This window comes from Pseudovibrio exalbescens (genome assembly GCF_028737195.1).
GTDB classification, from domain to species: Bacteria; Pseudomonadota; Alphaproteobacteria; order Rhizobiales; family Stappiaceae; genus Pseudovibrio; species Pseudovibrio zosterae.
This window is the reverse complement of record NZ_JAQZAJ010000003.1, coordinates 44231-57389: the sequence shown is the minus strand read 5'-3', so window position 1 is coordinate 57389 and position 13159 is coordinate 44231. Positions and strand designations below refer to the sequence as shown.

The window sequence follows — 13159 nt, the reverse complement described above, 5'->3', positions numbered from 1 at the left end:
TGCTGACGTTGAAATCCGGCACATGCCATCTGTTGAATTACAGCGGGGCCTGTCGCACCACAGCGACTGCCCATGTCACAGCCCAAGAAGGACTTGCGGGTCATGAAAATCGTCGCGGGTAACTCAAATCGCGCGCTGGCTGAAGAAATCTCAAAATATCTGGATGTTCCTATGGCAAAGGCGCAGGTTCGCCGCTTTGCCGATCAGGAGATCTATGTTGAGATTCAGGAGAACGTGCGCGGCGAGGATGTCTTCGTCCTGCAATCCACCAGCTATCCAGCCAACGACCACCTTATGGAACTCCTGATCCTGATCGATGCGCTGCGCCGCTCTTCCGCGCGCCGTATCACTGCGGTGATTCCATATTTCGGTTATGCCCGACAGGATCGTAAAGCTGGTCCTCGCACACCAATCTCCGCAAAACTGGTCGCAAACCTCGTGACCAACGCGGGCGCGGACCGTGTTCTGACCATGGACCTACACGCCGGTCAGATTCAGGGTTTCTTCGACATTCCAACGGACAACCTCTACGCTGCGCCAGTCATGACGCGCGACATCAAGGAGCGTTACTCCACGGACAATGTCATGGTCGTCTCACCAGATGTGGGCGGCGTTGTTCGTGCACGCGCGCTGGCAAAGCGCATCGAAGCGCCTCTTTCCATCGTCGACAAGCGCCGCGACAAGCCTGGCGAATCCGAAGTCATGAACATCATTGGTGATGTTCAGGGCTACGACTGTATCCTCGTGGACGACATTGTTGATTCCGGCGGCACGCTGTGCAACGCGGCTGAAGCCCTGTTGAACCATGGCGCGAAATCAGTCACGGCTTACATCACGCATGGTGTTCTGTCCGGCGGCGCAGTGGCACGCGTCTCCGCTTCCAAGCTCAAGGAACTGGTCATCACCAACTCCATCGAGCCAACCGCAGCGATCACAGCCTCACCAAACATCCGCACGATCTCGATCGCGCCGCTGATCGGTGAAGCAATCAACCGCACGGCTCAGGAAAAGTCTGTTTCCAGCCTGTTCATCTAAGAACCGGTTACAGAAGAACGATCAAAAGCCAGTGGCGCTCCCCGCCTCTGGCTTTTTTGTTGTCAGGGCTAGAGGAATACGTCCCACAGCATCTTGCCGCCGGTAAAGGCGAGGAACATGGCAAACAACGCCTTTAAAAGCTTTGGCGGGATTGTGTGCGCCAGTTTCGCTCCAAGCGGCGCGGATAACGTGGATGCGGGAATGATGAGACCGAGGCCAATCAGGTTCACATAGCCCAGAGAGAATGGCGGTCGTCCGGGCACCCCCATGCCGAAGTAGATGGCGGCCAGTGTTCCCGGAATGGCGATGATGAGGCCGATTGCAGAGGCCGTGCCCACTGCCTTGCGTATGGGGTATGAGTACAAGGTGAGAATGGGAACCGAGAGCGTCCCGCCGCCAATCCCCATCATCACCGAGAACCCGCCGATCACAAATCCCAGCAGTTCCTTGACCGGCGTCCCCGGAAGACCATCGGCAAGCGCGGCCGCGTTCTGCCTGAAGGCCATGTTGAAGGCCACCAAAAGCGCGACAACGCCAAAGACCGCCGTCAGGACAGCACCGCTGACAAGCCCTGACACCACGGAGCCCGCGACCACGCCGACGGCGATCGGAGCACCCCATCGTTTCAACAGGTCCATATCGACACCGCCACGCCGGTAGTGTGCCCGAGCCGAGGAAGTGCCCGTTGCGATGATTGTCGCAAGCGATGTTCCCACGGCCACATGCATGATAACCGATGGATCCACCTGCAATGCGGTAAACATGTAGTAGAGGACGGGCACGATCACGATCCCACCGCCGACCCCCAACAGCCCGGCCACAATGCCCGCAATAACACCTGTCGCCAACAATCCGGCGGCAAAGCCGAGGATGTTCATCAAGTCCAGTTCTGCCACAGTTCCCCTCCAAAGGGGCGCCTGTTCCACCTCTGATTTTGCAATGATTTTCGGCGCCCGTGTCCCTTGCCGCAGCGGGCAAGTGTCATCATGCGACATTACCAAGAGAGCCGATGGGAAAGAAATGCGCCTTTAGCCGCTCTGGACGGGCATGCCACTTGCTCTTTGCCCCCGCATCCGCTATACGAGCCACGCGTGTCGACACCCTTGGAGGAGGCACGCAAGCCGGGCCGTGTACGGAGAGGTTTTTTCACCCCTTCCGCGGCCTTCTTTTATATCAAAATTAGGAGTAACCACCATGGCGAGCAGCTATGAGCTGAAAGCAACGGTGCGTGAACGGGTTGGCAAGGGGGCCGCTCGTGCATCTCGTCGCGCAGGCCTTGTTCCTGCAGTGATCTATGGCGACAAAAAGCCAGCCGTTTCCATCGAGCTTCCTTACAAGGAAGCAATGATTACCATCGAGAAGGGCGGTTTCCTCTCTCAGATTGGTACCGTTGATCTGAACGGCGAAAAAGTTTCTGTCATCGCGAAGGACTTCCAGCTGGAGCCTGTACGTGACTTCCTCGTACACATCGACTTCATGCGCGTTGCTGCCGATGCGAAGCTGACAGTTGAAATTCCAGTTCGCTTCCTGAACGAAGAAACCTGCCCGGGCATCAAGCGCGGCGGCGTTCTGAACATCGTTCGTCACACCGTTGAAATGGTTGTTCCAGCCAACGCGATCCCAGAAGCGATCGAAGTTGACCTGGCAGACGCAGACCTCGGCTCTTCTCAGCACATCTCTGCTGTCAAGCTGCCTAAGGATTGCGAACCAACCATCACCGACCGTGACTTCACCATCTCCACTATCGCTGCACCAGCTGGCCTGAAGGAAGCTGACGAAGGCGAAGAAGGTGCAGAAGGCGAAGCAGGCGACGCTTAAGGTTTTCTCGTCAGGACTGGAGTGAACCAGATGAAGCTGCTTGTCGGCCTGGGTAATCCGGGTCCTAAGTACGAAAAAAACCGGCACAATATCGGGTTCATGGCGGCAGATGAAATTCATCGCCGCCATAGCTCATTCACGCCATGGAAGTCCCGCTTTCAGGCGCAGGTCTCGGAAGGCAATCTGGAAGGCGAAAAAGTCCTCCTGATGAAGCCCACGACCTATATGAACGAGTCCGGCCGCGCCGTTGGCGAGGCAGCTCGTTTCTACAAGATCGCCCCGGAAGACATCATCGTTCTTTATGACGAACTCGACCTGCCCCCCGGCAAGTTCCGCATGAAGGCCGGCGGCGGGCATGGCGGACATAACGGTCTGCGTTCCATCACCGCGCATCTCACCGACGCTTATCGCCGTCTACGGCTTGGCATTGGTCATCCCGGCCACAAGGACCGCGTGGTCCATTGGGTTCTGGGCGATTTCTCCAAGTCCGATCAGGAATGGCTTGAGCCGCTCCTCGAGGCCATTGCACGCAATGCGCCGCTCCTTGCCAAAGGACAAGACAGCCAGTTCTCCAACAAGGTCACACTGGACACCCGCGGCGAGAACACCGGCAAGCCATACAAGAAGCAGTCTTCGCGGGATGCTGCGGCAGAGCGCTCTGCCGACAAGGCCAAGGCAGACCCCAAAACAAAAGTTTCTGGTAGCGAGGCCGCTGCGCCTGCTGCCAAAAAAGGACCGCTCGCCGCAGGGCTGGAGCGGCTTTTCGGATCGAAAGGACAAGACTAATGGGCTTTCAGTGCGGCATCGTCGGCCTGCCTAACGTAGGCAAGTCAACGCTCTTCAATGCGCTTACCAAGACCGCTGCGGCTCAGGCAGCCAACTACCCATTCTGCACCATCGAGCCGAACACCGGCGATGTTGCAGTGCCTGATCCACGTCAGGACAAGATTGCTGCGATCGCAGGCTCCAAGGAAATCATTCCGACCCGCCTCACCTTCGTGGACATCGCTGGCCTCGTCCGTGGCGCGTCCAAGGGCGAAGGTCTTGGCAACCAGTTCCTCGCCAACATCCGTGAAGTTGACGCCATCGCACACGTTCTGCGTTGCTTTGAAGACGACGACATCACCCACGTGGATGGCAAGATCGATCCAATCGCTGACGCTGAGACAGTGGAAACGGAGCTCATGGTCGCAGACATGGAGAGCCTTGAAAAGCGCATTGCGCCCTTAAAGAAAAAGGCACAGAGCGGCGACAAGGATGCCAAGTTGGCACTGCCCATCATGGAGCAGGCACTGGCCATCTTGCAGGACGGCAAGCCTGTGCGCGCATTGGGCCTGACCGACCCTGAAGAGATCCGTCAGGTGAAGATGCTCAACCTCCTGACCTCCAAACCGGTTCTCTACGTTTGTAACGTGGAAGAAGAGAGCGCCTCAGAAGGCAATGCCCTGTCCAAGCGCGTTGAGGAAATGGCCGCAGAAATGGGTGCCGCTTCCGTTGTCATCTCAGCTGCCATCGAAGCGGAAATCGCTCAGCTGGAAGACGAAGAACAGCGTGAATACATGTCCGACATGGGCCTCGAAGAACCTGGTCTGGATCGCCTGATCCGCGCAGGCTACGACCTTCTCGGCCTCATCACCTATTTCACTGCCGGTCCAAAGGAAACCCGTGCGTGGACCATCGTGAAGGGCACCAAGGCACCTCAGGCCGCTGGCGTAATCCATACCGACTTCGAGCGTGGTTTCATTCGCGCCCAGACCATCGCCTATCCGGACTACATCGAACTGAACGGTGAAGTCGGCGCAAAGGATGCGGGCAAGGCCCGAGACGAAGGCAAAGAGTACGTGGTTCAGGATGGCGATGTGATGCTGTTCAAGTTCAACACGTAGCACCAAAGCCACAGACCTCCACCAGAGGTCGAGCGTGATCTGGATGTAAAAAGGGCGCCCTTCGAAGGCGCCTTTTTTCTTGTCCGCTCATTAATGGGCGCGGCAAGGCATCGCCTAAACGTCCAGCATAACGATTTCGCTGGCAGTCTCTACCTCCACTTGGGCAATGCGCAATGCCCGCAGGCCCGAGCGCATCAGCCGCGCCTGAGACAGTGGTTTCAAATAGCTGTCGGTAATGAAGTAGTCCACGTCCTGCGGCTCGATGGCCGTATGCCGACTGGGCACCCCCACCTTGCTGGAGTCACACAGCACAATGGTCTTGGTGCAGCTCTGAGACATGGCGCGGGCAAAGGATGCCTCCTGCGCATCGTAGTACATGATCTCCCCCTCAGCGGAGACCCCCACCGGCGAGATAATGGCCCAGTCTGCCGGTGTGGCACGCACATTCGCCTCAGCCAGTTCGCCCATACAGCCGCCGCCATCGGCCTTCAAATGACCACCGATGATACGCACCTGACAAGTCGAGTTGGAGCTCACCATATGTGAGGCAACTGCATAGTTGTTGGTCGAAATGCGCAGCCCCGGAACGTCCGTAAGGTTCTGCGTGAAGATGGTCATGGTGCTCCCGGCCTCAATCATCAGATGATCGCCGGGACGGAACAGGGTCGCAGCCAGCTGTCCAATCGCAAACTTCTCGGTGTAGTGACTGCGGAGGCGGACGGAATAGCGATCCTCTTCACGCGGTGCCAGATAGAACAGCGTGTCGTCATAAAGGTCAAAATGTTCTCTCAAGGCGAGAGAGTTTGCAATCTCACCCACACTCGACGGATCAATATTCAGTATCTCGCAGACTGTCTTGAGTTCGATGCGCCTGTATCGCTTGACCAGGTTGGCCAGCACATCGACCATTAGCTCGCTAACCATTCTGACCAGTCACCCCACCCCGAGACGCAAAACTAAAAAATATGCTGGGTAAAAATCCTAGTGTATCTACCCTAATAAACTATGTATCCAGAAGCGTCAGCTCGCTGCGCTCCTCGGTTTCCGGATCCGCAAGCAGAACTTCTTTTGGCTTCAAGACCTTGCAAACGGCATCCAGTTCGGCAGGAGAACCTGCATCCGTCACAAGTAAGTCTATCTCCATCGGCACATTCGAAGAAAACCTACTTGGCACACCGAACTTGTAGCTATCCGCAATCACCATTGTCTTCTTGCCGTTTCGCTGCATCGCTTCACAAACAAGGATATCCTCCCGAAAGTAGTAGGCGAGCCCCTGCTCTGCGTTCAGGCTCACTGGACTGATGATCGACCAATCTGCGTCGATCTGCTCAATCCGGTTGATCGCTTCCGGCCCGTGCAGGTTTGAGTTTCCGGGCGTCAGGCTTCCCGAAATCACCTCCACCTCGATATAGTGCTTTTGCACCACAATACTTTGGGCAATAAGCGGGCTGGTGGTGGAGATGCTGATGTTGTCTTGGAAGTTCAGATGCTTGACGAAGTAGGCAGGCGTGCTTCCGCTTTCGATAAGTAAATGACTGTTCGCGCCAACCTGCTGCGCTGCAAGCTTCCCTATCGCGTCTTTCTCGCGAAAGCGATTGTGCATGCGCACGCCGATGTTTTCTTCGGCCTGCGGAATTTGGGAAATGAGCTTGTCGTCACTGACACGCACAGTTTTCCGGCGGACGGCTTCGTCTATCAACTTGGAAAAGACGGGCTCGCTCAGGCCAAGAATCTCCTGCGCCGTAACCACACGAATGGTACGGTGACTCTTGACCAGCTCCTCCAGAACCTTTGGTGTCATTGATCCCCCGAGCTGATCCCAACCCCAGCCCAAATTAAACAACGTTCAATTAACCTACCCTTACGACAAGTAGATTAAATTTTAAAGAGGTCGACCAAATACAACTTCATCGCGGATTGGTATACCATGAAGTCCGGTTACGGGGATCTCAGGTTTTTGCTTGCGCTCTTCGTCAATTGCGCCCTGCACGACGCGTTCAAGCCGGAAACCTCTACGTTGGTAGAAGCGGAAAGCGTCCAGATTGTCGTTGGAGGTACGTACCATTAGACGGGGGATATTTTCCGCAAGTGCGCTGTCAACCACTGCATCCAGCAGCATTGTGCCGACGCCACCCCAGCGCTGGAGCGAATCAAGCGTGAGAATCTCCCACTCCGCGTCCCGCTTGATCAGCGTCACGAGGCCGACCAAACGCCCATCTTCCAGCGCCAGATAACCAGGCAGCCGGGAGGCGTCGATCATTTCGCCTTCAATCAGGATGTCAGGGCTTGTCCAGCGCCGTACCAGCAGGTCAACCACAAGATCGCGGTCCTGCTCTTCAATCGGTCTGATAACAACCGCCATCCATATGTCCTTCCTAAACTCAATCCTTTCGGCGCAGTTCCTTGTCCGAAAAGATCCGTGTCTCTAGCGAGGTTCGCTTCTGCCACCCCAATGTCTCCAGTTCAGGCGTATCTGTTTCCTGAACCGGGTATCCGATGCACAAGTAGGCCACAAGACACCAACTGTCTGGGGCCCCCATAGCTTTCGTTATGGCCTGAGGGTCAAGGATAGAGACCCAACCAACGCCGATCCCACGTATACGCGCTGCCAGCCATAAATTATAGATTGCTGAAACTACAGAGTAATTCAGTGTTTCGGGCATGGTCTGGCGACCAAGTCCGGCCCCTTGCACAGGGTCCTGCTCGCAAAACACCGCCAGCTGCACGGGGGCGATCTCAATGCCCGAGAGTTTCAACGTGGCATAGGTCTTGGCTTTGTCGCCCTTGTAGCCCGCCAAGGCTTCGCCGTTGGCCTTTTTGAAACTCTCATAGACCGCGCTTCGCACCTCAGGCGTCTCCACAATCACAAAGCGCCAAGGCTGACTGTTCCCAACAGAAGGAGCAAGGTCAGCAACCTGAAGTAGGTGATCGAGATCGTCTCTGGAAACGGGATCGGGCAAAAAATGGCGAACGTCGCGCCGCCATTTCAGTAGCAGTTCAAATTGGTTCTCAAATGCTCCCGAGAAACTCGGAATGTCCTCAGAACTCAAAGAAGTCAATGCCCTGGAAACTCCACCAATGTACGCACAGGTACGTTCATGGCTTCAAGTTTGGCACGTCCACCCAGATCTGGCAAATCGATTATAAAGCACGCAGCGACAATTTCCGCCCCCGCCTTACGCAACAGGGAAACCGCTGCTTCAGCAGTACCACCGGTTGCAATGAGGTCGTCGACCAAGAGCACCTGATCACCCGGCTTGATTGCATCAAGATGCATCTCAATGACATCGGAGCCATATTCCAGCTCATACTCTTGTTCCACGGTTTCACACGGCAGCTTGCCCTTCTTGCGCACAGGCACAAACCCAGCAGAAAGCTGGTGAGCAACCGCACCGCCCAGAATGAACCCACGTGCTTCAATGCCCGCGATCTGGTCCACCTTGGAGCCCGCATAAGGCTGCACAAGGGCGTCTACAGCTCTGCGGAACGCACGCGCGTTTTTAAGGAGCGTCGTGATGTCCCGAAACAGAATGCCCTTTGAAGGGTAGTCTGGAATGGTACGAATGGATTCAATCAGTTCTTCACGAATTGAGTTCTCAGACACGGTCCTGCTCTATGTTGACGGAGAGCGCGCGCTCTCCGTTGATTCCGAAATAGCGGGCCAATCTACACCACGCCGACCTTTAGACCAAGGTCGCATCATCGGTAGCACATGGAACCCGCGGCACATTATGAGCTGCGTCAGTCAGCTTCAATGGGCGACCACGCGCCGTCGAAGCGGTGAACCACAACATCAAGCCCCTCCTCCGGGCTCGGCACGACGAAATGCCGCGAAAGCTGTTCGAACTGTTCGTCGCTCGCCGCAAAGGGATGCTCCCCCTTGGCGTTGCGCGCTCTAAGGCGGGCCTTGCACACCTCATCAGGCACATCCAGATAGTGAAGCCGATGCTCGGCGTCAGACGCCTCCACAATGGAGCGCATCCAGCGCCGCCGTTCGACCGTGTTGGCGTGGAAATCCAACACCACTGAAACACCTGCCCTCAACAAGGCAACGGTGTGCGGGCCAATCACCGCCTCCAGCTTCGCAGAACAGCGCACAAAGTCGGAGATTGAGACCATCTGGTCTCCATAAAGGCCCGCAAGCCATTCATCTTCGGCGAGGACAACCGTATTCGGTAGTTCGCCAAGCTTTGCAGTAAGCGTAGATTTGCCGGAAGCGACCTTGCCGCACATCAGGTGCAGAACAGGCTTGTCTTGTGACATGAGAAAACCCTTTGGAAAGCGCAGAACGCGCATTTAACAATCAGATGCAAATAACCCCGGCCCGGCAGTTCAGGCCGGGCTGATAATTCGCAACAGACGCCGCGCGCCAGAAATCTGAAAGTTGGTTCTCATAACCTCACGATGCCATGGAAGCGGATGCAAGTCCACGGCGCCTGCAACCTATGCCCTGCTCAGTACACGCCCCGCCACGGCGTCCAGTTTGGCGATCAGCTCAGGGTCACGCTTTTCAGGTGCCGTCATGATGGCATATTCCAGTGCACTGTTGGATCCGATGGGACATGGCTCGTGGTCACGCGGAAAACGCTTGGCAAGGTTCAACACCAGCCGCTGTGCATGGGCGACGTTTTCTTTCAGAACTCGAATGATGTCGGCAATGTCCACCGACCCATGACCCGGATGCCAACTGTCGTAGTCGGTTACCATGGCAACGGTGCAGTAGCTCATCTCCGCTTCACGGGCGAGCTTCGCCTCCGGCATGTTGGTCATGCCAATCACGTCGCAGCCCCATTGACGGTAAAGGTGGCTTTCGGCCATGGAAGAAAACTGCGGCCCTTCCATCGCCAGATAGGTTCCACCGCGACTGTAGGTCAGGGCTTCGTCCTTGCAGCTCTGCTCTACGAGGTCGAGGAGCTTTGGCGACACCGGCTCGGCCACAGAAACATGAGCCACACACCCCTTGCCAAAGAAGCTCTTCGGGCGCGCGAAAGTGCGGTCAATGAACTGATCGACCAGAACAAACGTGCCCGGCGCATAGTCTTCTTTGAGCGAACCACAAGCCGATACAGAGACCAGATCCGTCACGCCAGCACGCTTCAAGACATCGATGTTGGCGCGGTAGTTGATGTCACTCGGCGCATAAACGTGCCCGCGGCCATGGCGCGGCAAGAACACAACCTTCAGCCCATCAATCTCGCCAATGCGCAGCGCGTCAGACGGCTCCCCCCAAGGGCTCTCGATGGTTTCCCAGCTGCTGTTTTCAAAGCCCGGCAAATCGTAAAGCCCAGAGCCACCAACAATTCCAAGAACTGACTTCATAGCAAAACCACTTTCTCTTCAACTTGCACCAAATGCGCCAAACTCAAACCCGCGCTCCAGCATGCAGAACCGCAAGGGTTTCTCAAGCCAAAACGGCCCCACCATAAAAAAGGCCGCCCGGGGGCGGCCTTCAAATCCTCAAGTCTTGCCGACTTAGTGATCTACATCTTTCCAGATCTTGCGCTTGGTGAAGTACAGCAAGGACGCAAACAGGATCAGGAACATCATGACACCAAGGCCGAGCTGCTTGCGCTCTTCCAGCTTTGGTTCTGCAGTCCACATCAGGAACGCAGAAACGTCACGGGCGTACTGGTCAACGGTCATCGGCGTGCCATCGGTGTACTCAACGATTTCATCGGACAGCGGTGGCGCCATGGCCAAGGTCTGACCGGAAATGAAACCGGTGTTGTAGTACTGACCTACTGGAACCTCAAAGCCCTCAGGCGCTTCATGGTAGCCAGTCAGAAGACCATAGAGATAGTCCGGACCGTTTTCCTGGTACTGAGTGAAGATATCCGTCACGAACCAGGGGAAACCACGCTTAACCGCACGAGCCTTAGCTATCAAAGACAGGTCTGGCGGGTAAGCACCGTTGTTAGATGCACGTGCTGCCTGCTCGTTCGCGAAAGGTGATGGAAAGCGGTCAAACGGCTTGCCCTCACGTTCGAACATGTCACCGGCATCATCCGGGCCATCTTCAATCACGTAGTCAGCGGCCAGCGCCTTGACTTCGTCCTCAGAAAAGCCCGGGCCACCGTCATCAGCCAGGTTGCGGAAAGCAACGTAGTTGAGACCGTGACAGGATGCACAAACTTCGCGGTACACCTGAAAGCCGCGCTGCAGCTGCGCCTTGTCAAACTGACCAAACGGGCCAGAGAAAGACCACTGCTGACGCTCAACGTGTGGGCCTTCGCCGGCGGCCTGAGCCGCCGTACCAGCCATGATAACGCCGCAAGCAACAGTCAGAGCACGAGCGCTTTTGACGAGAAATGTTTTCATTGTCTTAAAGTCCCCCGCTCCGATCAAGCTGCACTTGTCTTGCCGTTATCGGCAAGCACAGCATCGTTGATCGATTCCGGCAGCCTGCTCGGTTTTTCAATAAATCCGAGCATTGGCAGAATGACCAGGAAATGCACGAAGTACAGTGTGGTGAAGATCTGAGACAGCGTTACGTAGATGCCTTCTGCAGGCATGGCGCCCAGCCAGCCCAAGATCACACAGTAGAATGCGAACAGCCAGAAGAAGATCTTGAACAGCGGACGGAACGTACCGGAACGAACCTTGGATGTGTCCAGCCATGGCAGGATGAACAGAACCGCGATTGCGCCGAACATCAGAAGCACACCACCCAGCTTGTCAGGAACAGCACGCAGGATCGCGTAGAATGGCAGGAAGTACCATTCAGGAACGATGTGTGCTGGCGTTACAAGCGGGTTGCCCTCGATGTAGTTGTCCGCGTGACCCAGATAGTTTGGCAGGTAGAACACAAACCATGAGAAGAAGATCATGAACACGACGATCGCGAGCAAATCCTTCATGGTGTAGTACGGGTGGAATGGGATCGTGTCCTTTTCGGACTTCGGATCGACACCCGTCGGGTTGTTGTTACCTGTGGTGTGGAATGCCCAGATGTGCAGCAGCACGATACCCACCAGAACGAATGGCAGCAGGTAGTGCAAGGAGAAGAAGCGGTTCAGGGTCGGGTTACCGACAGAGAAGCCACCCCACAGCCATGTCACAACAGCTTCACCTACAACCGGAATTGCAGAGAACAGGTTGGTGATCACGGTTGCGCCCCAAAGGGACATCTGGCCCCAAGGCAGAACGTAGCCCATGAATGCGGTTGCCATCATCAGAAGGAAGATGATCACACCGAGGATCCATGAGATTTCGCGTGGTGCCTTGTAGGAGCCGTAATACATGCCACGGAAGATGTGGATGTAAACGGCGATAAAGAACATGGATGCACCGTTCGAGTGCAGGTAGCGGATCAGCCAGCCGAAGTTCACATCACGCATGATGTGTTCAACAGAGCGGAATGCCATATCCACATGCGGTGTGTAGTGCATCACCAGCACGATGCCGGTCACGATCTGCACAACGAGAACGAAGAATGCGATGCCGCCGAAGGTCCACCAGTAATTGAGGTTCTTCGGGGTAGGAAAGTCCACAAAGCTTCCGCGAATGAGCGAAATCACCGGCAAACGGGCTTCGAGCCACTTTGCAGGTGCACTTTGCGGTACATATTTAGTATGCCCAGCCATAGCTGCCTCCAGACTTGATCCGTTTAGCCGATGCGAATTGTTTCGTCGTCAACGAAAGCGAAAGGGGGCACCAGCATGTTTTCCGGAGCGGGGCCCTTACGGATACGGCCAGCGGTGTCATAGTGAGATCCGTGGCATGGGCAGAACCAGCCACCAAAGTCGCCTGCTTCTCCCAATGGCACGCAACCGAGGTGCGTACAAATGCCAACCATGACAAGCCATGGCTCTTTACCTTCCGCCGAGCGGTTAACGTCGGTCGCTTCAGCGTTGGCTTCGAGGTTGAGATTGCGTGCAATTGGATCCGGCAAGTCGGAAACAGGCACGCTGTTCGCCTCGGAGATCTCTTTGTCAGTACGTTGGCGGATGAAAACTGGTTTACCGCGCCATGTGACGGTGATGGATTGTCCAACCTCAATGGCTGACACATCAACTTCAATAGACGCCAGTGCCAATGCCGATGCATCCGGGTTCATCTGGTGGATGAAAGGCCAGGCGATTGCACCCACGCCAACTGCTCCCACAGCACCTGTTGCCAGGTATAGAAAGTCGCGGCGGTTTGGTTCTGCCGTTTCAGAGTGTTCCAAGGTCGCGTCCTCTCGAAACAGGTTAAATTCTCAACGCCCCACCAAGCCCTCACTCGATGTTTTTCGATGTAAATCGACCGTGAATTAGCTGTAGGCGCCCATGCGCGAAATACGCAATTATATTAGCGTGGTTTATCTGACATTAACGCGCGCACTTGTCCAGCGACCACGGCGAAAAGTGGACTTATTGTCGCATCAAAATTGGGAAAATTACGCAATTCGGTGGATTAGAACACTTCCAACGACCAATTAC

The 13159-nt window shown here is 55.8% G+C and carries 15 protein-coding genes; 4 read left to right on the top strand and 11 right to left on the bottom strand.

Going from position 1 to position 13159, the window contains the following annotated elements; all coding sequences use genetic code 11:
• Positions 1–102: 102 nt before the first annotated feature.
• Positions 103–1035, top strand: coding sequence for a ribose-phosphate pyrophosphokinase (locus tag PUV47_RS09720; RefSeq protein WP_274218882.1), 933 nt, complete (start codon positions 103–105; stop codon positions 1033–1035).
• Positions 1036–1103: 68 nt separating this feature from the next.
• On the opposite strand, the gene PUV47_RS09715 is transcribed toward PUV47_RS09720, so the two are convergent.
• On the bottom strand, positions 1104–1931 hold the full coding sequence (locus PUV47_RS09715) for a sulfite exporter TauE/SafE family protein (RefSeq protein WP_425313749.1): 828 nt from the start codon (positions 1929–1931) through the stop codon (positions 1104–1106).
• 298 nt (positions 1932–2229) lie between these two features.
• Here PUV47_RS09715 and PUV47_RS09710 point away from each other — a divergent pair, with 298 nt between their 5' ends.
• The 3 genes from PUV47_RS09710 to ychF are packed head-to-tail and all read left to right on the top strand — an operon-like array spanning position 2230 to position 4739.
• Positions 2230–2853, top strand: coding sequence for a 50S ribosomal protein L25/general stress protein Ctc (locus PUV47_RS09710; protein ID WP_274218360.1), 624 nt, complete (start codon positions 2230–2232; stop codon positions 2851–2853).
• 30 nt (positions 2854–2883) lie between these two features.
• Positions 2884–3639: an aminoacyl-tRNA hydrolase gene (gene pth, locus PUV47_RS09705; protein WP_274218359.1), complete on the top strand. Its 756-nt coding sequence runs from the start codon at positions 2884–2886 to the stop codon at positions 3637–3639.
• A complete protein-coding gene (ychF, locus tag PUV47_RS09700) occupies positions 3639–4739 on the top strand; it encodes a redox-regulated ATPase YchF (RefSeq protein ID WP_274218358.1) in 1101 nt (366 codons plus the stop codon). The genes pth and ychF overlap by 1 nt, the downstream gene beginning before the upstream one ends.
• A gap of 114 nt (positions 4740–4853) precedes the next feature.
• On the opposite strand, the gene PUV47_RS09695 is transcribed toward ychF, so the two are convergent.
• The 10 genes from PUV47_RS09695 to petA all read right to left on the bottom strand — a co-directional run bounded on the left by PUV47_RS09695 (position 4854) and on the right by petA (position 12906).
• A complete protein-coding gene (locus tag PUV47_RS09695) occupies positions 4854–5663 on the bottom strand; it encodes a DeoR/GlpR family DNA-binding transcription regulator (RefSeq protein ID WP_274218357.1) in 810 nt (269 codons plus the stop codon).
• A gap of 79 nt (positions 5664–5742) precedes the next feature.
• On the bottom strand, positions 5743–6540 hold the full coding sequence (locus PUV47_RS09690; RefSeq protein ID WP_274218356.1) for a hypothetical protein: 798 nt from the start codon (positions 6538–6540) through the stop codon (positions 5743–5745).
• Positions 6541–6621: 81 nt separating this feature from the next.
• Complete coding sequence (locus PUV47_RS09685) at positions 6622–7101, bottom strand: GNAT family N-acetyltransferase (RefSeq protein WP_274218355.1); 480 nt, start codon at positions 7099–7101, stop codon at positions 6622–6624.
• A 19-nt stretch (positions 7102–7120) separates the two neighbouring features.
• Positions 7121–7798 carry a 5,6-dimethylbenzimidazole synthase gene (bluB, locus tag PUV47_RS09680; RefSeq protein ID WP_337994499.1) on the bottom strand — a complete coding sequence of 226 codons (678 nt, stop codon included), beginning with the start codon at positions 7796–7798 and terminating at the stop codon, positions 7121–7123.
• The gene (locus PUV47_RS09675) at positions 7795–8343 is read right to left on the bottom strand and encodes an adenine phosphoribosyltransferase (RefSeq protein ID WP_274218354.1); all 549 of its coding nucleotides are present in this window, start codon (positions 8341–8343) and stop codon (positions 7795–7797) included. The genes bluB and PUV47_RS09675 overlap by 4 nt, the downstream gene beginning before the upstream one ends.
• Before the next feature lie 137 nt (positions 8344–8480).
• Complete coding sequence (locus tag PUV47_RS09670; RefSeq protein ID WP_274218353.1) at positions 8481–9002, bottom strand: AAA family ATPase; 522 nt, start codon at positions 9000–9002, stop codon at positions 8481–8483.
• 180 nt (positions 9003–9182) lie between these two features.
• Complete coding sequence (locus PUV47_RS09665; protein ID WP_274218352.1) at positions 9183–10058, bottom strand: S-methyl-5'-thioadenosine phosphorylase; 876 nt, start codon at positions 10056–10058, stop codon at positions 9183–9185.
• Positions 10059–10211: 153 nt separating this feature from the next.
• The gene (locus PUV47_RS09660) at positions 10212–11057 is read right to left on the bottom strand and encodes a cytochrome c1 (RefSeq protein WP_274218351.1); all 846 of its coding nucleotides are present in this window, start codon (positions 11055–11057) and stop codon (positions 10212–10214) included.
• Between the two features lie 23 nt (positions 11058–11080).
• A complete protein-coding gene (locus PUV47_RS09655) occupies positions 11081–12322 on the bottom strand; it encodes a cytochrome b (RefSeq protein WP_274218350.1) in 1242 nt (413 codons plus the stop codon).
• 23 nt (positions 12323–12345) lie between these two features.
• Complete coding sequence (petA, locus tag PUV47_RS09650) at positions 12346–12906, bottom strand: ubiquinol-cytochrome c reductase iron-sulfur subunit (protein ID WP_274218349.1); 561 nt, start codon at positions 12904–12906, stop codon at positions 12346–12348.
• Positions 12907–13159: the final 253 nt, after the last annotated feature.